This is a genomic window from Vibrio sp. R10-SF1-ISO8, assembly GCF_059833805.1.
The window spans coordinates 910,737-936,599 of record NZ_JCBDHL010000021.1; the positions used below are offsets into that span (position 1 = coordinate 910,737).

A 25,863-nucleotide genomic window follows, 5' to 3' on the forward strand; every position below is an offset into this window, starting at 1 on the left:
ATGCTGCACCTTTTGTCTATCTAGTTTAGAGTTGTAACCCTAAGTCAGGAGTAAAAATGCCACGCTTTATTCAAATCTTACAGATCATCATTGCGGTGGTTATTGGTGCTTTCGTTGGATATGACCTTATTCTCCATGGCATCAGTATCTTCGATGAAAAGTATGTCACGATTAGCTGTGCTCTGTTTGTGCTGTTAGAAATCGCCCTGTTTGTCATCTACAAATTGATCGAAGACGACTAACGTTTATCGTTTTCGCTGATACACTAAGCCTCTGATTTTTATCAGGGGCTTTTTTGTTCATCTAGGATTAAGATTAGAGTCGCTAAGCTACCAGTGTGATTGAAACAAAGAGAATGTGAATGAAGCAAATTACTCAAGAAGTAAATGATTTACTTAGCCGTACTATGGATTCCCATGTCCGTATTGCCGTGACAGGTCTTTCTAGAGCCGGTAAAACTGCATTTATTAGCTCCCTCGTTAATCAGCTTCTCCATACTTCAACTCATGAAAATCTACCGTTATTTTCCGCCGCACGGGACAAAAGATTAGTCGGAGCCAAGCGTGAACCGCAAACCAATATGCTTGTTCCGCGTTTTGCCTATGATGAGGCAATGCAGCATGTACACTTAGATCCGCCGATCTGGCCGGAACCGACTCGAGACGTGAGTGAGATCCGACTGGCAATAAAATATCGTCCGCAGAAAAAGACCAAAAAATTGTTCGGCAGCACATCTACTTTGCACATTGATATTATCGATTACCCGGGTGAGTGGTTACTTGATTTACCCCTGCTTGATATGGACTTTCATCAGTGGTCGCAAAGTCAGTTCGAGGTGTTGAAAGGTAAGCGAAAAGAATTGGCGCAGCCTTGGCTAGAACGGCTCGAACAGATTGATTTAACCGCGGAGTTAGATGAAAACCTTCTTGCAGAAGTTGCCGAGCTTTACACTGAATTTCTCCATAACTGCAAAGAGCAAGGTTTGCATTGGGTGCAGCCGGGTAGGTTTGTGTTGCCCGGAGACTTAGAAGGAGCGCCTGTGCTTCAGTTTTTCCCGTGTCAGATTGAACAACAAAGCAAAGTAGAGAAAGGCTCTAACTTAGCTATGCTCAAAGCGCGTTATCAGGAGTACCAACAGAAAGTGGTTAAAGCGTTCTACAAACATCATTTTTCGACTTTTGACCGTCAAATCGTGCTGGTGGACTGCTTACAACCGCTCAATGCGGGATACGAATCTTTCCACGATATGCGTCATGCACTAGAACAGATAATGCACAGTTTCCGCTATGGACGAAGTAATATCTTGAAGCGTTTGTTTGCACCTCGAATCGATAAAATCTTGTTTGCAGCAACCAAAGCTGACCATGTTACGCCGGAGCAGCACACCAATTTGGTTTCTTTGTTGCAGCAGATGGTGCATCCGGCATGGCAAACCGCGTCGTACGAGAATATTGAAATGAACTGCATGACCATGGCATCGATACAGGCAACGCAAGCAGGTTTTATTAGTAAGGGCGAACAATCTTACCCTGCGATTCAAGGGGTAACTATGGATGAGCAAGCTCTCACAGTATTTCCCGGAGAAGTACCCAAAAAGCTGCCGGCTCAAGATTACTGGCATGAGAAGGGCTTCGAGTTTGCCGCCTTTAGACCCCAGCAATCTTCACCGGATGAGCCTTTGCCGCATATCCGTATGGATAAAGCACTTGAATACTTAATCGGAGATAAGCTGAAATGACAAACAGTGATAAAGCGCAGTTTAAACAAAAGCAGGTCTTCGATGATGCTTTGCACAGCGAGCAAGAAGACGTACAACCTGATCTGACCGCTCACATGCAGTTTCAGCAGTCCGAGCAGTTCGTGCCTGTTGAAATCGATAATGAACAGGAGGATACCGCAGCAGAAGCTGAGCTAGAGCAGGTCATAAGACCAAAATCAGGTTCGAGATGGCTAGCGACTACTCTGGTCGGTACCTTTGCGGGCTTGGTCGGTTGGCAAGCGGTAGACAATGTTGTCTCTGCAATTCAAACCACAGACTGGCTCGCCTTGGGTTGGTCAGGTTTTATCGCGACGGTGTCTTTACTTGGTGTTAGTGCAATTGGCAAAGAGTTGTTTAAACTTCGCAGGCTGCGTAATCACTTTAGTGTTCAGGAGCAAAGTGAAGCACTCGTCAACTCGGACAGTGTTGGTCAAGGTCAGGCGTTTTGCGAATCGGTAGCAAAACAGTCTGGTATTAAACGAGAATCACCGAGCTATGACCGTTGGGTGAACAGCATTAATACGTCGCACAGCGATGCTGAAATCCTCGACATGTATGACGCTATGGTGGTGGCTGAACAAGATAAAGTTGCGACAAAAATCGTATCTCAGCATGCAACGGAATCTGCGGCTCTTGTTGCGATAAGCCCTTTGGCTGTTGCTGACATGATGTTAGTTGCTTGGCGCAATTTCAAAATGATCGACAATCTGGCTGAGGTTTATGGTGTGGAGCTTGGTTATTGGTCACGTTTGAAATTGTTTAAAGCGACATTGGTTAATATGGCGGCCGCTGGCGCGAGTGAGTTGGCGGTTGATGCCAGTATGGATCTGATGTCTATGGACTTAGCTGGAAAGGTATCTGCTCGGGCAGGGCAGGGGCTAGGCGTCGGGATTCTAACCGCGAGGCTCGGGTTGAAGGCAATGTCATTGTTACGTCCAATCCCTTGGCACAAGGACAGACAAGTTAAATTGGGTGCAATACGAAAACAGATTGTTGAAAAAGTCGCCGCAATTACTATCAAATAGTGCGAATGTGAAGCAGGTAATATCTGTTTGCTTGACGAGGATCTAGGCTTAAGGGAAACTACTGTCAACTTTTCGTGACACCTTATTTAGGGACTTATCCGTGCGTCTTGAAGTTTTCTGTGAAGACAGACTTGGTCTGACTCGTGAATTGCTCGATATTCTTGCTTCTAAAAATCTCGATCTTCGAGGCATTGAAATCGATGTTTCCGGGATCATCTACTTAAACTGCCCAGATATCGACTTTGATACTTTTAGCGAGTTGATGGCAGAGATTCGCCGTATCTCAGGGGTGAAAGACGTTCGCAAGATTCAGTTCATGCCAATTGAACGTCACAATAACGAGCTTATTTCTCTTCTCAATAACCTGCCAGAGCCAGTACTGGCGATTGACCTAAAAGGTCATGTAGATATGGCGAACCATGCGGCATTGTCGCTGTTTGGTTGTGAAGAGAGTGAAATGATTGGTCACCAAATCTCTACGCTACTTCCAAGCTTTAATTTTACCAAATGGGTAGAAGGCAAGATTGCTCGTCAACGTGAAGAAATCGTTATTAGCGGGCTAGATTACATGATGGAAATCATGCCTGTTTACATCTCAGACGAGTCAAACGAGTCAGTGTTAGCAAGTACTGTGATGATCATTCGCTCTACTCAAGAAAAACCACTGTTTGACGACTCGCTCCCTCTACACAATAACCTTGGCTTTGAACATTTTGTTGGCGTCTCTAATCGACACAAAGCACTGATCAGCCAAGCGAAGAAACTCTCTATGCTTGACCAGCCTCTGCTTATTCAAGGTGAAACAGGTACAGGTAAGGAGATGCTCGCGCGCGCGTGCCACAATCGTTCTCATAGAGCTGCCAATCCTTTCTTAGTATTGAGCTGTGCTTCAATGCCAGATGGTGTTGCCGAAACAGAGTTGTTTGGTCACGCACCAGGGTCATTTAACCATGAGCAAGGCCACAAGGGGATCTTCGAGCAGGCAAATGGGGGGACGGTATTTCTCGACGAAATCGGTGAGATGAGCCCACACCTGCAAATCAAACTGCTGCGCCTGCTCCAAGATGGTACTTTCCGTCGTGTGGGCGAAGAAGATGAAATTCATGTCGATGTGCGCGTAATTGCGTCAACGCGTCATCAGTTAGCAGATTTAGCTGAATCTGGCTCGTTCCGTGAAGACCTGTTCTATCGCCTAAACGTACTGACCTTGCTGATTCCACCACTAAGAGAGCGCTCGAATGATATAGCGCCGTTGCTGGAGTTGTTTGTGGCTAAGTACGTAAAGCAGCTTGGCATTAGCAAACCTTCAATTGATGAGACTTTGGTTGATCAGTTGGTGAGCTATCAATGGCCAGGAAATATGCGCCAGCTTGAAAACATGGTGCTTCGTGCATTAACTGAACTTGAATCAGACATCCTGACTGCTGAGCTATTCCACTTACCTCAATTAGAATCTTCGTCTTCGAATGCACCTGCTCTAAACCTAGATGGCTCTCTAGATGAAATCATGAAAGAGTATGAGTCTCAGGTTTTGGAACGTCTTTATCAGTCATTCCCTTCGAGTCGTAAGTTAGCCAAGCGCTTAAACGTTTCGCACACATCAGTCGCGAACAAGTTGCGCGAATATGGAATCAGAAAAAACTAGATGGAAAGAATCAGTACCCCCACTTCAGTGTATGAAGTGGATGACGACATTGTGGTTCGCACTGCGGAACCAACGGATGGCTATTTAATATCTGAATATTTTATTGCTAATCGAGCGCACTTGAAAGAGTGGGAGCCGAAGCGTGAAGAGGGCTTCTTTACCTTGTCTGGTTGGACGCAAAAGTTGATTAAACTCAATGAGCTACACAGAATGGGCCTTGGTTACTATTTGTTGATCATTGACAAAGAGAGCAACGAAATGCTGGGAACTGTGTCGTTTAGTAACATATCACGTTTTCCATTCCATGCTTGTAGCGTTGGTTATTCACTGGCTGCAAATGCCCAAGGCAGAGGAGCAATGACGCGCGCTCTTAAGCTTGCCGTTGACTATATGTTCAGCGTTCAGAACATTCACAGAATAATGGCGAGTTACATGCCTCGTAACCATCGTAGTGAAGCCGTTCTTGAGCGTGTTGGCTTTACTAAAGAAGGTTTTGCTAAAGACTATTTATTGATTAATGGTCAGTGGGAAGACCACAATCTGACTTCACTTATTAACCCGAACTGGAAAGGTGCGTAAAAGTGGAACGACTTGAGAAACAACTCGCGTTACTTATGGACCTTGATCAACTAAAGTCGGTGTTAAGACGGACTCGGGTAAAAAGTGCCGAAGGACGTTTAGAAAACAGTGCTGAGCACAGTTGGCATGTCGCATTGATGGCAATATTAATGGAAGAGCATGCTAACGAGCCAGTTGATATTGCGCGAGTAGTGAAGATGCTACTGATCCATGACGTTGTAGAAATTGATGCCGGTGATACCTTTGTTTATGATGTTGCCGCAACCGCTGAACAAGAGCAAAAGGAACTCGATGCCGCGCAACGTCTGTTTGGTATGCTACCCGCAGAGCAAGGACAATCGCTGTTGCAATTGTGGTTAGAGTTTGAATCTGCGCAAACTGCCGATGCAAAGTTTGCTAAAGCTTTGGATAGAATTATTCCCATGCTGCTCAACTACCATAATCAAGGACAAAGCTGGCAAGAGCATGGTGTCACAAGACACCAAGCTTTAACCATCAATCAAAAGATTGAATTTGGCTCGCAGGCACTGTGGGACAAAGCGAAACAAATTATTGACGACGCCACAAATAAAGGCTGGCTAAAAGCGTAATGCTTTAAGAGGAAAATTAATGTCTTACCTAACTTTGGATGAATACCAAAGAAAATGGATTTTCACCCATCAATCTATGCCTGTGCCAGAAGAGGATTTGGCTGCAATTAAGCCAATGACACAGGCGCGCGCGTCTCAATTGTGGAAAGAGAACATTAGTGCGCAAAGCCCTGATGCTGAACGCTTAAGTTCAAGTGATTGGCCAATGAAAGAGTCTAATTGGCAACAAACGATAGATTGGATGGCTGCATGGGAAGCGGACGAGGAAGCCATGCCTCACGAGTTAGAAGAGTTCATTGACTGGCAAGATGATGTGACCGTGTATTTTTGCTATGAAAAATACAATGTTATCGAAACGAAATGGTCTGTATTTAAGAAGCATTGGAAGAACTTCTTATTCTATGATGATGGTCCTATTTTAATTGGACGTCGCCGAAAGGAAGCACTTTGGTTCGATACTCAAGGAACCGTAAAGTTAGGTTTCAGGAAATAGAAAGGAAAGAGCAGCGAAGGCTGCTCTTTTTTATGGTACCTGTTTCATATTTTTAGTGTCTGTCTATACTTTGACTATGGACGCAAAGTGACATGGAACAAGTCATGGAAGATAAGATAATTCAATCTGTCGTTGAAATTACAGAGCAACGTAACTCGGTTTCCCTAGGTCATTGCCTTGTCGCTACACTTGCAGAAATGACACCTGCCCAATCGATTGAGTTGACTTACTTTATCAATAGCACCGCAAAAACAGTTGCAAAGGTAACACGAGCACCCGGGCAGAAAGAGTTTGACTGGGTTTACGATTCTATTTCTGTCTATAACGGTAATCGTGCTCACCTTAACGACAAGGCCACGACTTCTATTGATGAAAAGGGCCAATATGTTTCGACACATCCCATTCCTGTTTCTGAAGATAGCTCAGCCGAACTCATCGTGATTTTTCAAGAGTGTCCAAATAGCTACGAGTTATTGATTGATGGTTTCGCGAAAATCTATCGTAATTATTTAGCCGTTTTACACGATAGTGAGCGAGACAAACTGACGGGATTGTTGAATCGCAAGACACTAGAAGAGCGCTTAGCACGTTGTTTTAACGTTATGCCTGATACACCAGTCGAAATTACTGCCTGGGTTGCCATCATTGATTTAGACCATTTTAAGCAAGTGAATGACCGTTTTGGTCACATGATTGGCGATGAAATACTATTGATGTTTGCCCAGCAGATGAGCAACTATTTCACCGGACAGGAACAGTTGTTCCGCTATGGTGGAGAAGAGTTTGTTATTCTGTTACCTCAACAAAGTGTTGAGCAATGTAGAACTGCGCTTGATGGATTTCGTCTCCATATTGAATCTTTTAGATTTCCTCAAATTAACAGCTTAACCTTTAGCTGTGGTGTTTGCGGTATCACACCTCACGAGTACTTGCCGACTATACTGGATCACGCAGACAGCGCGCTCTACTACGTCAAAGAACATGGAAGAAATCGAGTACACTTCTTCGATGCAGAATGCTTAGATCGTTATGACAATGTAGGAAATGACGTAGAACTCTTCTAAATGATCATTTTGATCATGCTAACTTTAGGAAAAGTAAAGATTAAATCCATAGTAATAATGTGACTTTTAGCCCAATAATTTGTCTATTTTTTGCGACCATTATGTAATTTGTTATTATTATTTAGACGAATGCTTCCAACGCGTTATTTTTACAAATCACTAGAGTCTTAGGGAAAAGCAGTGGCTTTGAATTTATCTCAACTACGCGAAGATTTTTACGCTCAGATTAGTGCGGTACAGTCGTATGCACTACCGCAAACAAAGCCAACTTTGTCTTTGCTGACTGACGAAGAACTCAGAGAACTTGAGGCCTGTTGGATAGCACTTTCTGTGTGGAAAAACCAACAAGACTAATTGCTTGAAGCTAACGGTACAAGATTCATGAACCTCGTAACTTAGGTTATCGAGGTTTTTTATTGTCTTGATGTTAAAATGTTATAATATAACATTTTGTGATCTAATCATTGAAAAGATGAGTAATAGTCCCCATAGTTAACTTCATAGCGGAGCATTTCGATGAATGCAGCGACAGATATAATAAAGACAGAGATTCAAGTGAGTAAAAATATGGCGGAAGTAAGAGCCAGAGTCGACTTCAAAGTAGGTGCAAAGAGCAACATTGATGCGGAGTTGCTTTCCTTTCATGGTTTGAATACAGATAAAGAGCATGTTGCCGTTATCTTCAAACAAGCGGATCAAGCTCAAGCGACACCACTTGTCCGCATGCATTCAGAATGCCTCACTGGGGACGTATTCCATTCATCTCGCTGTGATTGTGGTGAGCAGTTAGACGAAACCATCAATCGTATGGGTGAGTCTGGCGGTATTATTTTATATCTAAGACAAGAAGGTCGTGGTATCGGTTTGTACAATAAGATTGATGCGTACAAGCTGCAAAGCGAGGGCATGAATACCTACGAAGCGAACAACCACTTGGGGTTTGGTGATGATCTACGTGACTTTACTGAAGCTGCGCAGATGTTGAAAGCTTTGGGTGTAGAAAGAATTCGTTTAGTGACAAACAACCCTAAAAAGATTCGTGATCTTAAGCAACATGGCATTGAGATCGAAGAGGTTGTCAATACCTTAGCGCATGTTAAGGACGGTAATGAGAATTACCTTAAAGCCAAAATATCTCACGGAAAGCATAACCTTGACGTTTAAGCCATTGAACTGCCTATGTTGATAAAAGCCTCACTTTTGTGAGGCTTTTTTGTTTCCTGCTTGCAAAAAAATTGTAAGTTTGTATTATTCGAAACTAATAGTGCAAATGAGAATAATTAGCACTAAGAATATAGAATAATTATTAAGCTCAACAAGGATGCTTTTTCAATGAATGTAAAATCTCTATTAGCTCAATCTGTAGCAGCTTCACTACTTATCGCTAGCGGTTCAGCTTTTGCGGCAAACGTAACCAAAGAACAGGTTGTTGAGCACTACGCTGATGTAGCTCACGCAGTTTTTGCTGACTCACTCAGTACCGCTAAAGCTTTGGATAAATCAATAGAATCTTTCCTCGCTAACCCAACAGCAGCTAAATTTGAAGAAGTGAAGCAAGTGTGGCTTGCGTCTCGCGTACCGTACCAACAGTCTGAAGTATTCCGTTTTGGTAACGCGATTGTTGATGATTGGGAAGGTCAACTAAACGCATGGCCTCTAGATGAAGGTCTAATCGACTATGTATCAGCAGACTACCAATATGAGCTTGGCAACGAAGGTGCAAATGCCAACATCGTAGCTAACCAAAAGCTAACCATTGGTGCTTCAACGCTAGATGTTGCGAAAATCACTCCTGAGTTGATCGCTGACCTAAACGAAGTTGGCGGTTCTGAAGCCAACGTCGCTTCTGGTTACCACGCAATTGAATTCCTACTTTGGGGTCAGGATCTAAACGGTACTAATGCTGGTGCAGGTCAACGCGCTTACACTGATTTCGTTGTTGGTGCTGAGTGTACAAACGACAACTGTGACCGTCGTGGTGATTTCCTAAAAGCCGCTGCTGGTTTGCTAGTTCAAGATCTAGAGTGGATGGAAAAGCAGTGGTCTTCAGACGTTAAAGGTAATTACCGTGAAGAACTTCTAAACGAGTCAGCAGATAACGGTCTTCGTAAGATGCTGTTCGGTATGGGTTCACTTTCTCTAGGTGAGCTTGCGGGTGAACGTATGAAGGTTGCTCTAGAAGCAAACTCAACTGAAGATGAACACGATTGTTTCTCTGACAACACTCATAACTCTCACTACTACAACGAGCAAGGTATCTACAACGTTTATACAGGTATCTACAAACGTGAAGATGGTACGCTACTTTCTGGTCCAAGCATCAATGATCTTGTGGCACAAAAAGACAAGCAAGCGGCAAAAGAGATTCAGAAGCAGTTTGACGTTACACGTGCTCAAGTAGGACAACTTGTGACTTCAGCAGAAAAGAAAGGTCAGTACTTCGACCAACTTATCGCTGCGGGTAACACGCAAGGTAACGCACTGGTGAATGAAACGATTATGTCTTTAGTTGCACAAACAGCTCAAATTGAGCGTGCAGCTAAAATCGTTGGTATTAACAGCTTAAATCCAGATACAGCTGATCACGAGTTCTAAACTAGAACGAACAAAAAACAAAGGGCTCATTTGAGCCCTTTTGCCGTTTATTACTCGCTGTGTTTTTGAGAACTATTCCCATTTAAAAAGTCGGGTTATTCCCTTTTGAGACTCCTCGTATGAAGTTGTACACGAAAACTGTCCTAGCAAGCCTTCTCGCTATTAGCACCTCTTCTGCCATTGCCTATGATATTAAATCTGGTGGTGGTACATCAGTTAAAAAAGACGGTGCGAATGCTTTCTCACTTCCTGCTGGTAACCTCCCTATGTCTAAGCGCTTAGACTTTAGTGTTGGTAACAGCTTCTTTCGTAACCCTTGGGTTCAGGCACCAGCGTCTACGGATGCACGTGATGGTTTAGGGCCTTTGTTCAATACCAATGGTTGCCAAAACTGCCACATCAAAGATGGTCGCGGACATCCACCAGAAGAGGGTGACATTCACGCGGTTTCCATGTTGGTGCGTTTAAGTATTCCAGCAATGACGCCAGAGCAAAAGAAAGCCTTTATCAAAGATGGCGTAATTCCTGAGCCGACCTATGGTGGTCAGCTACAAGACTTTGCGCTGCAAGATCAAACTCCAGAAGGCACGATCGAAATTACCTATACTGATGTTCCAGTGACATTTGCTGATGGTACAGTGGTCACGCTACGTAAACCCGACTTATCCATTACGAACCTTGGCTACGGCGAGATGCATCCAGATACGCAGATGTCGGCCCGCGTTGCGCCTCCAATGATAGGTTTAGGTCTTCTTGAAAGTATCCCAGATGAAACACTGAAAACTTGGGCAGACGAACAAGACAAGAATGGTGACGGAATTTCGGGCAAGGCCAATGTTGTTTGGGATGTGCGCACCAATGACTTTGCCATTGGTCGTTTTGGATGGAAAGCGGGTCAACCAAATCTAATGCAGCAGAATGCCGCGGCATTTAATGGGGATGTGGGCTTAACCAGTAGCTTGTTCCCCAACGAAAACTGTACCTCTAAACAGACTATCTGTGATGATCTTCCTAATGGTGGCTCACCTGAAGTCAGTGACAATATTCTTGATTTTGTAGAGTTTTACTCTCAGCACTTAGCGGTACCAATTCGTCGTAATGTCGACAAACCAGAGGTGAAACTTGGTCAGGAACTGTTTGCCAAAGTAGGCTGTGATAGCTGCCACAAAACGAATGTGAAAACCGGCAATCGCGAAGGTTTACCTGCATTGTCCAACCAAACCATTCATCCATATACCGATATGCTACTTCACGATATGGGGCCTGGCTTAGCGGATAACCGTCCAGAATATCTTGCTAATGGTCAAGAGTGGCGAACTCAACCTCTATGGGGTATTGGTTACACGAACGAAGTCAATGATCACACCTATTTCTTACACGATGGTCGAGCGCGCAACCTGATGGAAGCCGTGCTTTGGCATGGTGGTGAAGCAGAAATAGCAAAACAGAAAGTGTTGAAATTCAACCAGAAAGAGAGAGAAGCACTTATTGCTTTCCTCAACTCTTTATAGGATTCGATGATGAAACAAAAGCATTATGTATTAGTCGCTGCGGCTGTCATTGCTATTGCTGGTTGTCAAACTTCACAACCAGAAGATAGACAGCCTCAAAGCACCAACCATCTTAGCCAAGGAGTGTATGAGGTGGAGTTCGCGTCAGCACACGCCTTTAAGGATGAATCGGCTAAGTTGGCACAGTCAGTTTCAGGCTACTGCGCTTCTACTTCTGACCTGAATATGGTTAAACAGCAGTGGCATCAAACCATGCTTGCGTGGATGGCGTTACAAGGGCAAGAGCGTGGCCCAGAAGCAGCATTGGCTCAAAGCTGGAATATCCAATTTTGGCCAGATAAGAAAAACACCACTGGTCGCAAGATGAGCAGTTTGATCAAGCAACCTAAAGCTTGGGCTCAGCAAGATATTGCACTTCAGAGTGTGACAGTGCAGGGGTTAGGTTCTATTGAGTGGTTGCTGTATGACAAAGCGTCAAACCTGACGGGCAATCCTCAGACATGTGAAACTGCTCAAGCTATTAGCGTTAACATTGAGTTGAATGCTGGGAAAATCGCCCAAGCGTGGGCAATCAATCCTTGGGTCGATCTTAATGAAAAACAGTGGGAATCAGAGTATATCGCACTGTTATCGAACCAGCTTGATTACAGCATGAAAAAAATGAGCCGTCCGCTTGCCAAATTTGGTAAGCCACGCCCGTACTTTGCTGAGTCATGGCGCTCAGAAACTTCTATGCAAAACTTGAAAGCTAATGTCGAAGCAATGCAAGCGCTCTATTTTGCCAACGGAAAGGGTTTAGACGCTTTGTTGCGTGAAAAAGGCAAAGCGACGCTAGCAGACAGTATTTCCAATCAGTTTGCTGTGACAGTTGAAACATGGCCGGGCGATGAAAGTCTATTCGATATGTTGCAAACTAAACAGGGATACCAGAAGGCTTACTCACAGTACAACAAGCTAGAACAGCTTAAGTATTTGATCCACGAGGAAGTCGCGATTGAATTAGGCGTCATTATAGGGTTTAACGCAACCGATGGTGACTGATAACGCAAGACGTTCACTACTTAAAGCCGCTCTTTTGGGGGCGGCTTATCCGTTGGCTGGCTGTGTTTCGACGTCGACGCAAAGCGCTACGCCAACGTTAATTGGTTGTTCAATCTCTGGCCGCGACCGTTTTAATGCAGTCGTCGCCGATCAAAATGGGTTGCCGATTCGTCAAGTGCCGTTGCCTGAACGTGGTCATGGTGTTGCTTCGAATGCGGCGCTAAGGCATGCCGTCGCTTTTGCACGTAGGCCGGGTACTTATTTCCAAGTGTTTGATTATCAGACAGGGGAGTCAATAAAGCTCAGACCTGCCGATAATAAACGGCATTATTATGGTCATGGTGTGTACTCCAATGACGGAAAATGGCTCTATGCGACCGAAGGTGAGCGGGGGACGAGCCGAGGTATTATCGGTGTTTATGATGTCATCGCAGGATATGAAAAGGTCGCAGAGTTTACTGGGTTCGGTTTGGGGCCCCATGAAGTGATTGTCATGCCAGATGATTCACTCGTGATAGGGGTTGGTGGCGTTCACACTAATGGAAGAGAGCCACTCAACTTAAGCTCGATGACTCCGAGCCTAAGTTATTTGGATCGCAATGGAGAGTTGGTTGAACAAGTGGGCTTGAGTGACCATAAGCTGAGTATTCGCCATTTAGCGCATGATGGATCTGAGACGGTTTTGTGTGGCCAGCAATACCGAGGAGAGCCCGACGAGTATCCTTCTCTACTTGCGATGCATACTAAAGGAGGCGAGTTAGTCTCTCTTCATGCGGAGCCGGAACAGTGGGCACGTTTTAATCACTACATTGCGAGTATTGCTGCAACAAAAGACTGGATATTAGCCACGTCACCTCGTGGTAATTGCTACGGTATTTGGTCTAAACATACCCAACAGTTAGTTGAGCTTTCTCCGTTACCTGATGCCTCAGGTGTTGTTGTGCAAGGCGAGACCTTTAAGGTAAGTTCGGGTGCTGGGGGAGTCGTTAGCCAACGTCAGCCGGGCAATAAGCAAGTGGTCCGCTCTGGTATTCAGTGGGACAATCATTGGTCGGTAATTAGTTAATAATTCATGTGTTTTTAGAGAGACCAACGAAAGTTTCAAAAACAAGTCATACAGTCACTGTTTAACTCTGCCATACTTTATATTCAGAGTATGGCGGAGGTTGAAGCAATGGGAAAATGGACTTGTTGGTTATTAGTACTGTGCCTAGCACCTTCGACGACCTTTGCCTCGCAATACTTTACTCAAATCGGTTGGCTTGAACCTGACAGTCAACTGCACCGTTTACTCCAATACCCCGCTGTCGTCGAAGACATTTACCGCAACAATGATTCTCAGATGATTTGGTTTGATCTCCAGCAGAGCAGCAAGCTGGAGTTTCAATTAGAGGTTATTCATCACGCCAGTTTTAGTTCTCTGTTCTCTCGTCAACTTAGCTATTTGCAGTTTTATCGAAAGAGTAATCGCTGGTTTGAATACGATGTACTTGCAACGGACACTTTACTTCTCTATTTAAGTTATGCGGAGAACTCCAAAAACAGCGGCAACAAGTGGTTCTTCGACAAGAAAATGGCCCGCACCTTACCGCTGCCGCCAAATAGTTCATTGATTGCTACCCATCGAGCAATTGCGCAGCAATCATTAGGCGGTCTTATTGACAGTTACACCCCCGATTCTACTGGCTACCAGTACCTGATCGATACCTATCTCCACCTGATTAAGTTTCAGAAGTTGGATACCCCTTTGTACGAGCAACAAGGATTAAAGCAAGTAGGGGACAAGCTCACCAATAGAGAAACATTACTGCAGCGACTAGAGGTAGTGGATGTTGATCTGATTGATGTCAGAAAGGATGTCACTTGGTTTGACAGCACGCTAGAGACCGCAATTAAACAATTTCAGCGACTCCATGGCTTAAAGGAAGACGGTATTATTGGCCCTGATACGATCAAGTGGCTAAATCTACCAATCGAAAAGCGATTATCTACGCTAGCAATTAATGCAGAGCGGATTCGATACTGGCCAAATCAACGCGACACCATCATCGTAGTCAATGTCCCAAGCTTTGAAATGAAGTACTGGGCACAAGGGGAGCAGCTATTTGAATCTAAAGTGGTGGTAGGGCGCAAAGGTCGACCGACACCTGTTATGAACACCAAATTAGATTCGCTCATCTTGAATCCAACCTGGAATGTACCGTGGAAGATTATGGTGGAAGATATCATTCCAAAAGTGAAGGAAGACGTTGAGTATCTCACTCGCCAAAATATTAAGATTGTGCCTAAATGGGGTTCTAGCGAGGTGATTAACCCTGAAGAAATTGATTGGGAGAACTTACGACCGAGTTCGTTCCCGTATCGAATGACACAGCTGTCCGGTAATGTTAATGCGTTAGGGTTGTATAAATTCAATACGCCTAATCGACGTGCCATTTACCTCCACGATACACCGAGCAAAGGGTTATTTGATGAAACACAAAGGGCGTTTAGCTCTGGGTGTATCCGAGTTGAGAACGCTGATTTATTTGCGGTGACCTTGCTTGAATCTCAAGGGCTAAACATCGAGGAGGAAGATACCGCGCAAGAGAGTGAGCCAGTAGAGCCTATCTCCAATCATTCGATTCCGCTAAAAAGTCGCATTCCGGTACATATCATTTATCAAACGGCATGGTATGAGGAAGGGAATGTCCACTACAGGGAAGATATTTACCGCCTAGACAGATTTCGTTACACAAAGGGCTAGAATTGACAGACTCTTTACGTTTATTTTCCAAAACTAATTTTATTAATAGGTTCAATAGTTAAGCAAAAAATAGCGAATACAATGCGACTTTGAGCATGTTTTATGCATTTGCACTTCACAATAGAGTTCGGTAGTGTCGCCGTTTGACACGTTAGGGCAACAAGATTGTGAAGGAAATTTAAAGTGGCATTATCCCGACGAGATTTTATTAAGCTGGCCGGAAGTGGTTTAGTCGTAGCGAGTTGCGCTCCAAGTGTGGCTTGGGCATCTTATCCTGATCAACCTCGCTCATTAGCCTTAACCAACCTACATACCCGCGAAGCGCTTGAAACGTGTTATTTCGATGGTAACAACTATATCGACAAAGAGCTTGGCCGTTTGAATCATCTATGCCGTGACTTTAGACGCAATGAAGTGCACGCGATGGACAAGCGCTTGTTCGATCACATCAGCCAAATTCAAAAAGAGCTCGGCGTCGAAGCTGAAGTACAAATCATCTCTGGTTATCGTTCGCCTGCAACAAACGAGGCTCTACGCGGTAAGTCGAGCGGTGTGGCAAAGAAGAGCTACCACATGCTAGGTCAAGCGATAGATTTCCGTCTTGATGGTGTGAATCTGAAACAAGTTCGAGATGTTGCACGTGAGCTTAAGTTTGGCGGGGTGGGCTATTATCCCAAGAGTAACTTTGTTCACATCGATACAGGGCCAGTTCGCTACTGGGCGTAAACTTCTTGTTCAGAGTTGTCAAAATGGCGGGCAAGTGTCATAGTTCAGCCAGTTTAGATTTATATCAAGGTTAAGCTATGTCACTTAAGTACCAAGTCGTTCCTGTTACTTCTTTTTCTCAGAACTGCTCCATTGTTTGGTGTGATGAAACCATGGAAGGTATTGTTGTCGATCCCGGTGGTGATGTTAAACAACTAGCAATGCTGGTCAAAGAGCTTGGTGTGAAGGTTGTTAATCTTGTTTTAACTCATGGTCACCTCGACCATGTTGGCGGAACAGAGCCTTTATCTCGTGAGTTAGGTGGCGTGGAAATCGTCGGTCCTCATAAGGATGATAACTTTTGGCTACAAGGCCTAGAAGGGCAGAGCCAGATGTTTGGTTTCCCACTAACAGAAGCTTTTGAGCCAAACCAATGGCTAAACGATGGCGATCAAGTCACGTTTGGTAATCAGGTTATGGATGTTATTCATACGCCGGGGCACACGCCAGGTCATGTGGTTTTATTTAGTGAGGAATCTAAGCTCGCTTTTGTTGGTGATGTTCTGTTTAACGGCTCAGTTGGTCGTACCGATTTCCCTAAAGGTGACTTTGATACTTTGATTGCTTCGATTAAAGGTAAGTTATGGCCGCTAGGTAGTGAAGTCCGCTTCGTGCCAGGCCATGGACCTGAGTCAACCTTTGGTCGTGAGCGCGCATCAAACCCATTTGTTGCTGATGAAATGCCTCTGTATTAAACAGTAGAAATGATCTTTCGAACTGGGCCACTTTTTGTGGCCTTTTTATACCTCAGTTTCCGCCGCTGCAAGATATCGGCGCACTAAGCCAACAAATTCTTCAGGTGAGCGGTCAAGGTCATTGGCTGAGATAAAAATATCATAGTCATAATACTCTCGCTGATATCTCATTCTGTTCGCTAACATAGCTAACAGCCCTTTAAACTCTTTTCCGTCAGAATTGCGATAGGCGTGTGAGTCGAGCACGATGTCCTCGAACTGCTCACCTTGCTGATGTTGACGAGCTCCAAGGTATAAAAGCGCACGCTGACTGAGTAAGATTTCCGTAGCAATCCGCGGGCAGATGCTGGTTAAGTAGGGCGAGTAGTGTTTGAGTTTAATGCCAATCCAAGGCAAAGGTTGATGCCACCCATCTTGCTCATAGGTACAAATACCAATCTTTTGTACGTTGCTCCACTGGATGACCCAACCTCCCTTGAACAAATGTTGCTGAAAATGGGTTGCGGTAAGGGTGAACTTGACGGTGCTTTTTAGAATGAGCACATAGCCAAATCCAAGCAGTGCTGCGACAGCGACAGCGGTCAGTAGAGCTTGTTGCCAACCTGGTGCGTAAAGCAGCAAAAAAAGACAGCCAATCGTGAAAATTCCACTCAGCCATCTCACTGTGATAGATGAAAAAACAAAGGGTTGATTGGTTAGGTGTACGGTTTGCATACAGGCTTTTCTCACAACAACAAATACATCTGTTTATATAATCAGTAGTTGAAGATTCGATCACTTGGGTTATTGATTAAATTGTAGTCGCATGTCGCTGTATCGCGTATTTTTGTGGCATAAAGCCGCTCATACCCTGTAAATGCGAGCAAATTTTTGGTATAAATCGCGCTTCAAATTTTCACCACTGCTCCGTATGCAGTGAAATGGAGAAATACTCGATGAGACTTGCTCACAAGCGTAAAGTGCAGCTTAAACTGCAAAAACGCATTAAAGCGACAGTTGCGAACGTTGAAGCGACAAAGAAAGCTAAGCCTGCAGTTGAGAAGAAAGTAGCTGTAAAACCAGCAGCGGAGAAAGTTGTAGCAGCAGCTAAAACAACTGACGTTGCGCTTACTCCAAAGCAGCAACAAGTTCTAGATATCGTTGTTAACAACGCTGAAGGTATCAACCCGAAAGGTATCGGCCTAGCGGCTGGTCAAGAAGACGCTAAAGCAGCATCTTGGGCAACAGGCGCTCTTAAGAAGCTTCTAGAAGAAAACCTAGTGGTTAAAGAGCAACTAGCTGGCAACAAAGTTATCTATAAAGCAGTTTAATTGCCACTAGCAAATCCATTTAATTGGATTCTAGCACCTTCGGAGCCTCGACAGTGTCGGGGCTTTTTCATTTCTATAAATTATGTTTAATACTTTTGTCACATTTTTCATCAATTCTTTCCTGTGCACATAACTACGTAGAATCTGTAATCGTCAATTTTGGTGATTATCTTTATCTAACTGATCTATATGATTAATTTAGTTTTTAGGGCGTATTTCCTACGTAATACTACGTAGTTTTTCGTCTATACGTCATCTTTGTTGTTAAAACCAGTGCGTGTTCGCGCCTATTTCATATTGGTTATTGATGAACCACTCTGTATGAGAAATAGAACATGCCCAAAAAGGTATGACCCGTTAACAAAGGACGTGAACATGAGATCATTAAATTCATCTCTTAGAAAAGTTGTTCAGAGCAGCATAGCCGTTATCACGGCATCAGCATTGCTGATGGGGTGTGGTGAAGAAAGTAAGCAAGAAAGTAAGCAAGCTAGCCAACCTGACAAAGTGTATAAGCTTAAGTTGGCTGAGACTTGGGGGCCAAACTTCCCAGTATTTGGTGATGCAACTAAGAACATGGCCGCAATGGCAGAGAAAATGTCAAATGGTCGACTAGTTATCACTATTGATTCAGCCAATAAGCACAAAGCGCCGCTCGGTATTTTCGATATGGTGAAATCAGGGCAGTACGACCTAGGGCACTCTGGTTCTTATTATTGGAAAGGTAAAGTACCGAACACCCTTTACTTCACTTCTATGCCGTTTGGTATGACCCCAGCGGAGCAATACGCATGGTTCTATCATGGTGGTGGTATGGAGCTGATGGAGCAAGTTTATTCTCCACATAACCTTCTCTCTTTCCCTGGTGGTAACACCGATATTCAGATGGGTGGTTGGTTCCAAAAAGAAATCAACTCGGTTGAAGATTTACAGGGTCTGAAAATGCGTATCCCTGGTTTCGCGGGCGAGATCCTAGCAGAGCTAGGCGCTAAGCCAACCAACATTGCACCGGGTGAGCTTTATACTTCTCTAGAGCGTCGTACGATCGATGCACTGGAGTGGGTAGGTCCATCTCTTGACCTTCGTATGGGCTTCCACAAAATTGCACCTTACTACTACACAGGTTGGCATGAGCCAGGCTCAGAACTGCAGTTCCTAGTAAATAAGCGTACCTATGAGCGTCTACCAGAAGATCTTCGTGAAATTCTACGTGTCGCAATGCGTACCGCCGCTTACGATATGTACACTCAAGCAACTCACGAAAGTGGTAAGAACTGGGTATCTATTAAGTCAGAATACCCTGATGTTCAAGTTAAAGACTTCCCGCCAGAAGTGATGAACGCACTTCGTGAAGCAAACGGTCGTCTGCTAGCGAAACATGCAGAGAAAGACGAGTTAGCGAAAGAGATTCAAAAATCTCAAGCTGACTACCTTAAGCAAGTACGTTCGTGGACTGACATTTCTCACCGCGCGTACCTAAACAGCCAAGCTCAATAACAATAAATAGAATAGGTGACATTGTCACCTATTCTAAAGCCCAAGAAAACTTATCATTTAAAAGCGCCACACATTCATAGTGGCGCATATTCAAAATTCCATGGAGTAGGGAATGAGAAGCCTAATCTATATCGAGCGAGTATTTAATCGCTTTGGTGACTTCCTAGGATGGTTATCAAGCATATTATTTATCTTGCTACTGGCGAATGTCGTCTATGACGTTGTGATGCGTTATGCGTTTAACGATGTTTCCATAGCGTTTCAGGAAATGGAGTGGCATCTGTTCTCAGCAGTATTCCTACTTGGTGTTCCTTACGCAGTTAAAGCAGGTGGTCATGTTCGAGTCGATCTCTTCTATGAACGTCTATCAAATCGAGCTCAAGCGATTATCGATTTGCTTGGGACGCTAGTCTTCCTTTTGCCATTTTGCTTACTAGTGGCTTACTACGGGATTGACTTTGCCAAAGAAAGCTATGCGTTAGGTGAAACTTCAGGTGACCCGGGTGGCTTACCTTACCGCTGGATTATTAAAGCGATGATCCCATTGTCATTTTTCTTTATGGCAATCAGCGGCGTTGGCTTACTGCTGCACTCATTAAATAGAATCGTCAATCCACACCTTGTCTACTCGCTAGAACGCAAATAAAGGAGGCTAAAAATGGTCGGTATAGTAATGTTTTTCGTCGCCTTGTTTGCACTGCTACTTGGCTTTCCTGTTGCGTTTACCTTCGGTGGTATCGCATTAATCTTTGGGGTTTGGGCAGAAGGCATGGATATGTTTGCTTTCATGCCTTACCGTATCCAGTCCATTATGGAAAACACCGTACTCATGGCAGTGCCGCTGTTTGTATTTATGGGCTTGGTTCTGCAAAAAACTCGATTGGCGGAACAGTTGCTTGAATCTATGGGCAAGCTGTTTGGTGGCGTTAGAGGTGGTTTAGCCATTTCAACGGTTTTGGTTGGAGCGCTTCTTGCCGCATCGACTGGCGTTGTTGGTGCATCGGTTGTGGCTATGGGGCTTATCTCGTTGCCAGTAATGCTTAAATACAACTACGACAAGGGGTTAGCGTGCGGCACCATTTGTGCGTCAGGTACTTTGGGGCAAATCATTCCACCTTCTATCGTCCTTATCTTGCTCGGCGATGTGCTTGGTGTGCCAGTCGGCGACCTATTTCAAGCAGCGGTTTGGCCAGGGCTAGTTTTGGTTGGTGCCTATGTGATTTACATCCTTATCTACGCCAAGCTTAACCCTGAAGCAGCGCAGCCTATGCCAAGTGATGGCAACTTAAGCCGTAAGCAAGAGATCATCGCAGCGCTTAAAGCGGTTGTTCCACCATTGGCACTTATTGTCGTGGTATTGGGTTCCATTTTTGCCGGTGTAGCAACGCCGACAGAGTCTGCGGCTCTGGGTGGAGCGGGTGCTATTGTGCTGGCGATCTTGTACCGTCAATTTAGCTGGTCGATGGTGTATGAGGCATCAAAAGAGACGGTTAAAGTGACTGCGATGGTATTCGCGATTCTACTGGGTGCAACGGCCTTCTCTATGGCATTCACCTATACAGGTGGTGACTACTTAGTTGAAGAGTGGATGCTACAGATTCCGGGTGAGAAGTGGGGCTTCTTAATCATCACTATGCTTGTGATTCTGATCCTTGGGTTCTTTATCGATTTCGTAGAGATCTGTTTCATCATCGTGCCAATACTTGCTCCAGTGGCTGAGATCATGGGTATTAACATGACGTGGTTTGCGATTCTAATTGCTATGAACCTACAAACTTCGTTCTTGACCCCACCATTTGGCTTCAGCTTATTCTATTTGAAAGGGGTGGCACCAAAAGGCGTGACGACAAGAGATATTTACCGAGGTGTGATGCCATTTATTGCGATTCAGATTCTGGTACTCGCTTCGCTGCTCGTGTTCCCTGAATTCTACGGAATGTGATCCTTTAGTTACGTAATATTAACAACTCCTGTTAAAGTGGGGCTGCTTGCCATTCGGTGAGCAGCCTCTGTTGTCATTGGGGGAAAGGGATGCCTCTACAAGCCAAACTAATTCTACTTAGCCTGCTGCCTTTACTGTTGGTTACTGCGTTAACCAGTTGGATTTCGATTCATCAGGCGAAAACCTTGGGTGAAAAAGAAATTCAAATTTTTGAAGACGGGTTGATTCGCTCTAAGGAAACGGCACTCAAAGATCACGTAGATTTGGCATTTGATGCGATTTCACACATCTACAATGATGAGAGCCTTGATGAAGAGACCGCGAAACAGCAAGTCAAAGCGGTATTGTCGAAACTTCGTTACGGAAAAGACAAAGATGGCTATTTCTTTGCTTATGACGAGCAAGGAACCAACCTAGTTCACCCAATTATGCCTGACCTAATTGGTAAGAATTTGATCGATCTTCAAGATGAAAATGGTGACTTGCTGATAGAGGCGCTTTTGCAACAAGCGCAAAGTGGCGGGGGATTCCATCGTTACCTGTGGCAGAAACCTTCTACTGGGGAAAACGTAACTAAATTAAGTTACGCTGCTTGGCTCGATAAATGGAACTGGATGGTCGGGACTGGCTTATACATTGAAGACATCACCTATGAGGTCGCTAATCTTAAGTCTGAGGTGAACAGAAACATCGAAACTACTTTCTTCTCCGTTATCGTGATTATGATAGTGACGGTAGGGGTGATCGTAGTCATTACGTTAGCGGTGAACTTGCATGAACATCGTCTGGCAGATAGAAGTTTAAAAGAGTTAGCCCACAAAACAGTGATGTTTCAAGAAGACGAAAAGAAACATCTAGCACGCGAACTGCATGACGGAATCAATCAGTTATTAGTGTCGAGCAAATGCCATTTAGAGCTGCTATCAAGCAAGATTACGGACGCACCCTTGCAACAGCATTTAGCTAAGTCTCAACAATCCTTGATGACAGCGATTAATGAAGTGAGGCATATTTCTCATAACCTACGCCCGAGCGCACTCGATGACATTGGCTTACAAGCCGCCATGAACACCTTACTGCAAGATTTTAAATCCCACTCTGGTGTTGAGGTGGAAGCCTCTTTGACGACTCAGCCAGGAAAACTAAAATCAGAAGTAGCGACCACATTGTATCGTGTTGCTCAAGAATCATTGACTAACATCGAAAAACACGCCCATGCCAATACAGTAAGCGTGATATTGCATCAGATGGGTAATATGCTTCAGCTGATTATTCGCGATGATGGCGTGGGCTTTGACGTAAACGCATCGCTGAGAAAAAGTGGTATTGGGCTACGCAATATGCGTGAGCGAGTTGAGTTTATCGGTGGTGACTTTGAAATAGAAAGTGAACCGGGCTTTGGTACAGAGATTACCGTATTACTGGAATTGGATGGATTAGTATATGGATGAACCAATTAAAGTGGTGATCGTTGATGATCACCAAGTTGTCTTAGATGGATTTATCGCGCGACTTCAAACAGAGCCTGAGATTGAAGTGATTGGTTCAGCCAGTAATGGCCTAGAAGCAATAGACGTCGTTAAGTCATTGCAGCCGGATGTAGTGCTGATGGATGTCAGTATGCCAATGATGAACGGTATCGATGCGACTCGCGTCATTAAGGAGTCCATGCCTGACGTAAAAGTGTTAATGCTCACCATGCATGATAACCGCGAATACATCATGAAGGTGATGCAAGTAGGGGCTGTGGGCTATATGCTCAAAGAGATTTGCGCGCGACGCATGGTGCAAGCCATCAAGACTGTCTATCAAGGTTCCACTTATTTTTGTGAATCAGTGACGCAAACGCTTTTTTCTCAAGAGGTGGTGCCCGTTGCACAAAAGCCGAATCCGCTTAGTCGCCGTGAAGAAGCGATACTTAAACTTGTTGCCGAAGGAAACAGCAGCAAGAAGATTGCCTCACTACTTAATATTAGTTATCGAACGGTTGAAACTCACCGTCAAAATATCAAACATAAACTCGATCTCCATAGTACCGCAGAGCTAGCCAAATACGCGGTCGAGCAGGGCATAGTGGCTTAGAAGCCTCGTAAGTTTTGTAATGATTGTAAGTTGGCGCGAGTCTTATCCGCTACAGTGATAGGATAGCGCCATGATCCACTCGATAGGTTAACTGCCTGTGTCTTATCCAAAAAATATTCATCAAAATTATCATGCTCATGTTTACTTCGATCAACAGACTTGCGAGTTCGCCCGGCAAATCCGAGAACAAGTGTTGAGTCAATTTGATTTGCCAGTAGGTCGATTTAACGAGAAGCGAGTTGGCCCTCATACTATGTGGAGTTTTTCAATCACGTTTACGGCAAGTGAATTTGAGTCTGTTGTGTCATGGTTAGATAGCAAACGTGAAGGTTTAACGGTATTGGTTCATGCGCTCACTGACGATGATGTCAAAGATCACACTGAGTACGCTTATTGGCTTGGTGAGCCTGTCAAAATTGATTTATCTCGCTTTTAACGACTAGAGCAGCACCACTTCGCTTGTCGTCACGACAATTAATCTGATTTGTAGGTTCATGGTACGCTTGTGTATAAGGCGTCTTCTGATTTAATCATTGGACTCCAACACCTATGAACCAATTGATTGACGCCTTGTTTGCTCAGGGCTATTACGTTTGGGACGACTTTCTTTCAAGCCAAGAAGTGGCTGAGCTACGCGACTGCATTCCTCAAGACTGGAGCAAAGCGCGGATCGGGCGTAATGAAGAACTGACACGAGAAAGCGCCATTCGTAGCGATAAAATTCAGTGGTTACACTCTGATATGGGAGCGCCAGTAGCCAGCTTTCTGTCCAAGATGGAGCAGATCCGCCTAGAAGCTAACCGCCACTTTTTCTTAGGCTTGTTTGAGTATGAAGCGCACTTTGCCAAGTATGAAAAAGGCGATTTCTATCAGAAACATTTGGATTGCTTTAGAGGTAACGAAAATCGTCGTCTCACCACGGTTTTCTATATGAATGAAGCGTGGTCGGAGCAAGATGCCGGCGAGCTGGTGGTTTATGATCTGGCCGACAAGCATGTTGCGACGATTCCGCCAAAATCGGGACGACTGTTTGTATTTTTATCCGAGCAGTTCCCACATGAAGTGTTGCCAACTAATACTGAGCGTTACAGCATCGCTGGTTGGTTTCGAGTCAATGGCGTCAAAGATAATTCATTAGATATTGCGCATTAAGAAGGTCGCTTAGTGCGACCTTTGTTAATTTCGAGACTTTACTAATATGGGAACAAGGCCTTTATAGCCAAACCGATAGACAGACCAACATTGATAGAGGATGAAAACCGCGTACACCAGGTTTATCATTAGCTCGTCTCGTTGAATCTCCTCTATGGTTCCATCATAACCCGCGCCAAAAATAGCAATTAAGATGATAGAAATGTAGGCGAGCTCGACGCCAATGAAAAAGTGGAGCAGTAACCAACCTAATGGTTTTAAAGCTTTAATTAGTTTCATACAGATGGAAATAATAGGATGTAGCCCGTAGAGTCTAACATAATCCGCAATTACTAGGCTTTATAAACAGAAATGACAGTTTTCTTCCGTTAATCCATAGACCCCATCGCGACTTGCGAGGTGTTTATCTCCTTCAAGAACTCCCATTTGGTAGCCTTTGTCGAGCAACTCTTTTTTCATGGTTAAGCGTTTTACGGCAAAATCTTCTGGCGGAGCAATCACTCGTATGGTGACATCTTTCGGTGGGTGACGAATAAACTCTAGTGATTTGTTGTAGCTTGTTGCTCGATTCGCCATCGCTTTACCAATCATGGGGTATTTCGCAAGCAACCTTTTGAGTAACCAAGATGCTCTTGTTTGAGGCATTTCATAGCTTAAAGGATGCGACAAAACCACCGTAATTTCTTTTGCTCCGCGTCGATATGCCTCCATTACGGGAATAGAGTCCGCTACGCCTCCATCGGTATAGCATCCGCCCGAAAAGCAAGGTGTTTGCTTATAGGCGATGGGTAACGCGCTGGTTGCTTCAAGTGCCAAATTGAGGTTGCCGGGTGTGACTTGATAATAATCCGCTTTTCCGGTCTCAATGTTCGTCGTTGTTGCAACTAAAGGTGTACTCGAAAAAAGTTGTTCTCTATTCAAAGGAAACAGCTTGTCTGATTCTGAAACAAGCCATTTCACATCCACTAAGTTTCCACCCTTGATAAAGCGTTTGGGGTTAAAGAATTCGCGGTTGGTTGCTAGCTGGGTGATGACCTGATAACTGCGTTTGTGCTGCTGTGCCAAGTAACCCACAAGGTTAGACGCCCCAGCAGAAACACCAATGGCAAAATCAAACGGCTGATAGCCGTTTTCAATAAATGAATCCAAAACACCTGCAGCGAAAATACCGCGCATTGCTCCACCTTCTACGACGAGCGCTTTCATAACTTTATCCAATTTCTCGATTTGATAAGCATCTTATCGAGCTAGATAAGTGGTGAGAAATGGATGTTACGAATCACTGTAATAGCTATTAACTATGAACGGCTCTTAGTTTTTAATAGGTATGAACTATTGAATATATAGAGATTGGCGCTTTTACCTATGGACT

General features: G+C 44.4%; 27 protein-coding genes. 25 read left to right on the forward strand and 2 right to left on the reverse strand.

Going from position 1 to position 25,863, the window contains the following annotated elements; translation table 11 throughout:
* The first annotated feature begins 56 nt into the window (after positions 1 to 56).
* The 17 genes from AC6R00_RS22255 (at position 57) to AC6R00_RS22335 (ending at position 16,508) form a co-directional block, all read left to right on the forward strand.
* A complete protein-coding gene (locus AC6R00_RS22255) occupies positions 57 to 242 on the forward strand; it encodes a hypothetical protein (RefSeq protein WP_004746177.1) in 186 nt (61 codons plus the stop codon).
* A 119-nt stretch (positions 243 to 361) separates the two neighbouring features.
* Positions 362 to 1,738 carry a YcjX family GTP-binding protein gene (locus AC6R00_RS22260; protein WP_500641971.1) on the forward strand — a complete coding sequence of 459 codons (1,377 nt, stop codon included), beginning with the start codon at positions 362 to 364 and terminating at the stop codon, positions 1,736 to 1,738.
* The gene (locus tag AC6R00_RS22265; protein WP_500641972.1) at positions 1,735 to 2,784 is read left to right on the forward strand and encodes a YcjF family protein; all 1,050 of its coding nucleotides are present in this window, start codon (positions 1,735 to 1,737) and stop codon (positions 2,782 to 2,784) included. The genes AC6R00_RS22260 and AC6R00_RS22265 overlap by 4 nt, the downstream gene beginning before the upstream one ends.
* Positions 2,785 to 2,884: 100 nt before the next feature.
* Complete coding sequence (tyrR, locus tag AC6R00_RS22270; RefSeq protein WP_500641973.1) at positions 2,885 to 4,429, forward strand: transcriptional regulator TyrR; 1,545 nt, start codon at positions 2,885 to 2,887, stop codon at positions 4,427 to 4,429.
* Entirely contained in the window at positions 4,430 to 5,008 is a 579-nt protein-coding gene (rimJ, locus tag AC6R00_RS22275) for a ribosomal protein S5-alanine N-acetyltransferase (RefSeq protein WP_500641974.1), read from the forward strand.
* Positions 5,009 to 5,010: 2 nt separating this feature from the next.
* The gene (locus AC6R00_RS22280) at positions 5,011 to 5,598 is read left to right on the forward strand and encodes an HD domain-containing protein (RefSeq protein WP_500641975.1); all 588 of its coding nucleotides are present in this window, start codon (positions 5,011 to 5,013) and stop codon (positions 5,596 to 5,598) included.
* 19 nt (positions 5,599 to 5,617) lie between these two features.
* Positions 5,618 to 6,091 carry a DUF2947 domain-containing protein gene (locus tag AC6R00_RS22285; RefSeq protein ID WP_500641976.1) on the forward strand — a complete coding sequence of 158 codons (474 nt, stop codon included), beginning with the start codon at positions 5,618 to 5,620 and terminating at the stop codon, positions 6,089 to 6,091.
* 104 nt (positions 6,092 to 6,195) lie between these two features.
* Positions 6,196 to 7,155 (forward strand): GGDEF domain-containing protein, encoded by a 960-nt coding sequence (locus tag AC6R00_RS22290; RefSeq protein WP_500641977.1) that lies wholly within the window; start codon positions 6,196 to 6,198, stop codon positions 7,153 to 7,155.
* Positions 7,156 to 7,335: 180 nt separating this feature from the next.
* Positions 7,336 to 7,509 (forward strand): hypothetical protein, encoded by a 174-nt coding sequence (locus tag AC6R00_RS22295; RefSeq protein WP_500641978.1) that lies wholly within the window; start codon positions 7,336 to 7,338, stop codon positions 7,507 to 7,509.
* Positions 7,510 to 7,671: 162 nt separating this feature from the next.
* A complete protein-coding gene (locus AC6R00_RS22300) occupies positions 7,672 to 8,319 on the forward strand; it encodes a GTP cyclohydrolase II (RefSeq protein WP_500641979.1) in 648 nt (215 codons plus the stop codon).
* Between the two features lie 168 nt (positions 8,320 to 8,487).
* Complete coding sequence (locus tag AC6R00_RS22305; RefSeq protein ID WP_500641980.1) at positions 8,488 to 9,750, forward strand: imelysin family protein; 1,263 nt, start codon at positions 8,488 to 8,490, stop codon at positions 9,748 to 9,750.
* A 119-nt stretch (positions 9,751 to 9,869) separates the two neighbouring features.
* Positions 9,870 to 11,261: a di-heme oxidoreductase family protein gene (locus AC6R00_RS22310; RefSeq protein WP_500641981.1), complete on the forward strand. Its 1,392-nt coding sequence runs from the start codon at positions 9,870 to 9,872 to the stop codon at positions 11,259 to 11,261.
* 9 nt (positions 11,262 to 11,270) lie between these two features.
* Positions 11,271 to 12,302 carry an imelysin family protein gene (locus AC6R00_RS22315; protein ID WP_500641982.1) on the forward strand — a complete coding sequence of 344 codons (1,032 nt, stop codon included), beginning with the start codon at positions 11,271 to 11,273 and terminating at the stop codon, positions 12,300 to 12,302.
* A complete protein-coding gene (locus tag AC6R00_RS22320; RefSeq protein WP_500641983.1) occupies positions 12,292 to 13,368 on the forward strand; it encodes a DUF1513 domain-containing protein in 1,077 nt (358 codons plus the stop codon). The genes AC6R00_RS22315 and AC6R00_RS22320 overlap by 11 nt, the downstream gene beginning before the upstream one ends.
* Positions 13,369 to 13,476: 108 nt before the next feature.
* On the forward strand, positions 13,477 to 15,048 hold the full coding sequence (locus tag AC6R00_RS22325; RefSeq protein WP_500641984.1) for a L,D-transpeptidase family protein: 1,572 nt from the start codon (positions 13,477 to 13,479) through the stop codon (positions 15,046 to 15,048).
* Positions 15,049 to 15,231: 183 nt separating this feature from the next.
* Entirely contained in the window at positions 15,232 to 15,774 is a 543-nt protein-coding gene (mepK, locus tag AC6R00_RS22330) for a peptidoglycan L,D-endopeptidase MepK (protein WP_500641985.1), read from the forward strand.
* Between the two features lie 77 nt (positions 15,775 to 15,851).
* Positions 15,852 to 16,508, forward strand: coding sequence for an MBL fold metallo-hydrolase (locus tag AC6R00_RS22335; RefSeq protein WP_500641986.1), 657 nt, complete (start codon positions 15,852 to 15,854; stop codon positions 16,506 to 16,508).
* Positions 16,509 to 16,553: 45 nt separating this feature from the next.
* Here AC6R00_RS22335 and AC6R00_RS22340 read toward each other — a convergent pair whose 3' ends face one another.
* On the reverse strand, positions 16,554 to 17,222 hold the full coding sequence (locus AC6R00_RS22340; RefSeq protein ID WP_239825631.1) for a DUF2982 domain-containing protein: 669 nt from the start codon (positions 17,220 to 17,222) through the stop codon (positions 16,554 to 16,556).
* A 221-nt stretch (positions 17,223 to 17,443) separates the two neighbouring features.
* Between AC6R00_RS22340 and AC6R00_RS22345 the strand changes: the two genes are divergently transcribed.
* The 8 genes from AC6R00_RS22345 (at position 17,444) to AC6R00_RS22380 (ending at position 24,491) form a co-directional block, all read left to right on the forward strand.
* A complete protein-coding gene (locus AC6R00_RS22345) occupies positions 17,444 to 17,818 on the forward strand; it encodes a MarR family transcriptional regulator (RefSeq protein ID WP_171321467.1) in 375 nt (124 codons plus the stop codon).
* Positions 17,819 to 18,268: 450 nt separating this feature from the next.
* Positions 18,269 to 19,315 (forward strand): TRAP transporter substrate-binding protein, encoded by a 1,047-nt coding sequence (locus AC6R00_RS22350; protein ID WP_500642227.1) that lies wholly within the window; start codon positions 18,269 to 18,271, stop codon positions 19,313 to 19,315.
* Positions 19,316 to 19,427: 112 nt separating this feature from the next.
* On the forward strand, positions 19,428 to 19,961 hold the full coding sequence (locus AC6R00_RS22355) for a TRAP transporter small permease subunit (protein WP_500641987.1): 534 nt from the start codon (positions 19,428 to 19,430) through the stop codon (positions 19,959 to 19,961).
* A gap of 12 nt (positions 19,962 to 19,973) precedes the next feature.
* Complete coding sequence (locus tag AC6R00_RS22360) at positions 19,974 to 21,257, forward strand: TRAP transporter large permease (protein ID WP_239855442.1); 1,284 nt, start codon at positions 19,974 to 19,976, stop codon at positions 21,255 to 21,257.
* Positions 21,258 to 21,346: 89 nt separating this feature from the next.
* Entirely contained in the window at positions 21,347 to 22,708 is a 1,362-nt protein-coding gene (locus tag AC6R00_RS22365) for a cache domain-containing protein (protein WP_500641988.1), read from the forward strand.
* Positions 22,701 to 23,339, forward strand: coding sequence for a response regulator (locus tag AC6R00_RS22370; RefSeq protein WP_004746224.1), 639 nt, complete (start codon positions 22,701 to 22,703; stop codon positions 23,337 to 23,339). The genes AC6R00_RS22365 and AC6R00_RS22370 overlap by 8 nt, the downstream gene beginning before the upstream one ends.
* Before the next feature lie 97 nt (positions 23,340 to 23,436).
* Positions 23,437 to 23,775: a DOPA 4,5-dioxygenase family protein gene (locus tag AC6R00_RS22375; RefSeq protein WP_171321471.1), complete on the forward strand. Its 339-nt coding sequence runs from the start codon at positions 23,437 to 23,439 to the stop codon at positions 23,773 to 23,775.
* Between the two features lie 113 nt (positions 23,776 to 23,888).
* Positions 23,889 to 24,491, forward strand: a complete 603-nt coding sequence (locus AC6R00_RS22380; protein ID WP_500641989.1) for a 2OG-Fe(II) oxygenase — start codon at positions 23,889 to 23,891, stop codon at positions 24,489 to 24,491.
* Positions 24,492 to 24,830: 339 nt separating this feature from the next.
* On the opposite strand, the gene AC6R00_RS22385 is transcribed toward AC6R00_RS22380, so the two are convergent.
* Entirely contained in the window at positions 24,831 to 25,697 is an 867-nt protein-coding gene (locus AC6R00_RS22385) for a patatin-like phospholipase family protein (protein WP_500641990.1), read from the reverse strand.
* Positions 25,698 to 25,863 lie beyond the last annotated feature (166 nt).

Excerpts from the sequence above, each read along its gene's own strand:
- AC6R00_RS22365 (WP_500641988.1), top strand. The coding sequence starts at position 21,347 with ATGCCTCTACAAGCCAAACTAATTCTACTTAGCCTGCTGCCTTTACTG.
- AC6R00_RS22300 (WP_500641979.1), top strand. The coding sequence starts at position 7,672 with ATGAATGCAGCGACAGATATAATAAAGACAGAGATTCAAGTGAGTAAA.
- AC6R00_RS22310 (WP_500641981.1), top strand. The coding sequence starts at position 9,870 with ATGAAGTTGTACACGAAAACTGTCCTAGCAAGCCTTCTCGCTATTAGC.
- AC6R00_RS22335 (WP_500641986.1), top strand. The coding sequence starts at position 15,852 with ATGTCACTTAAGTACCAAGTCGTTCCTGTTACTTCTTTTTCTCAGAAC.
- AC6R00_RS22325 (WP_500641984.1), top strand. The coding sequence starts at position 13,477 with ATGGGAAAATGGACTTGTTGGTTATTAGTACTGTGCCTAGCACCTTCG.
- rimJ (WP_500641974.1), top strand. The coding sequence starts at position 4,430 with ATGGAAAGAATCAGTACCCCCACTTCAGTGTATGAAGTGGATGACGAC.
- AC6R00_RS22265 (WP_500641972.1), top strand. The coding sequence starts at position 1,735 with ATGACAAACAGTGATAAAGCGCAGTTTAAACAAAAGCAGGTCTTCGAT.
- AC6R00_RS22370 (WP_004746224.1), top strand. The coding sequence starts at position 22,701 with ATGGATGAACCAATTAAAGTGGTGATCGTTGATGATCACCAAGTTGTC.
- AC6R00_RS22315 (WP_500641982.1), top strand. The coding sequence starts at position 11,271 with ATGAAACAAAAGCATTATGTATTAGTCGCTGCGGCTGTCATTGCTATT.
- AC6R00_RS22380 (WP_500641989.1), top strand. The coding sequence starts at position 23,889 with ATGAACCAATTGATTGACGCCTTGTTTGCTCAGGGCTATTACGTTTGG.
- AC6R00_RS22385 (WP_500641990.1), bottom strand. The coding sequence starts at position 25,697 with ATGAAAGCGCTCGTCGTAGAAGGTGGAGCAATGCGCGGTATTTTCGCT.
- AC6R00_RS22360 (WP_239855442.1), top strand. The coding sequence starts at position 19,974 with ATGGTCGGTATAGTAATGTTTTTCGTCGCCTTGTTTGCACTGCTACTT.
- AC6R00_RS22255 (WP_004746177.1), top strand. The coding sequence starts at position 57 with ATGCCACGCTTTATTCAAATCTTACAGATCATCATTGCGGTGGTTATT.
- AC6R00_RS22355 (WP_500641987.1), top strand. The coding sequence starts at position 19,428 with ATGAGAAGCCTAATCTATATCGAGCGAGTATTTAATCGCTTTGGTGAC.
- AC6R00_RS22260 (WP_500641971.1), top strand. The coding sequence starts at position 362 with ATGAAGCAAATTACTCAAGAAGTAAATGATTTACTTAGCCGTACTATG.
- AC6R00_RS22305 (WP_500641980.1), top strand. The coding sequence starts at position 8,488 with ATGAATGTAAAATCTCTATTAGCTCAATCTGTAGCAGCTTCACTACTT.
- AC6R00_RS22340 (WP_239825631.1), bottom strand. The coding sequence starts at position 17,222 with ATGCAAACCGTACACCTAACCAATCAACCCTTTGTTTTTTCATCTATC.
- AC6R00_RS22290 (WP_500641977.1), top strand. The coding sequence starts at position 6,196 with ATGGAAGATAAGATAATTCAATCTGTCGTTGAAATTACAGAGCAACGT.
- AC6R00_RS22345 (WP_171321467.1), top strand. The coding sequence starts at position 17,444 with ATGAGACTTGCTCACAAGCGTAAAGTGCAGCTTAAACTGCAAAAACGC.
- AC6R00_RS22350 (WP_500642227.1), top strand. The coding sequence starts at position 18,269 with ATGGGGTGTGGTGAAGAAAGTAAGCAAGAAAGTAAGCAAGCTAGCCAA.
- AC6R00_RS22320 (WP_500641983.1), top strand. The coding sequence starts at position 12,292 with ATGGTGACTGATAACGCAAGACGTTCACTACTTAAAGCCGCTCTTTTG.
- AC6R00_RS22285 (WP_500641976.1), top strand. The coding sequence starts at position 5,618 with ATGTCTTACCTAACTTTGGATGAATACCAAAGAAAATGGATTTTCACC.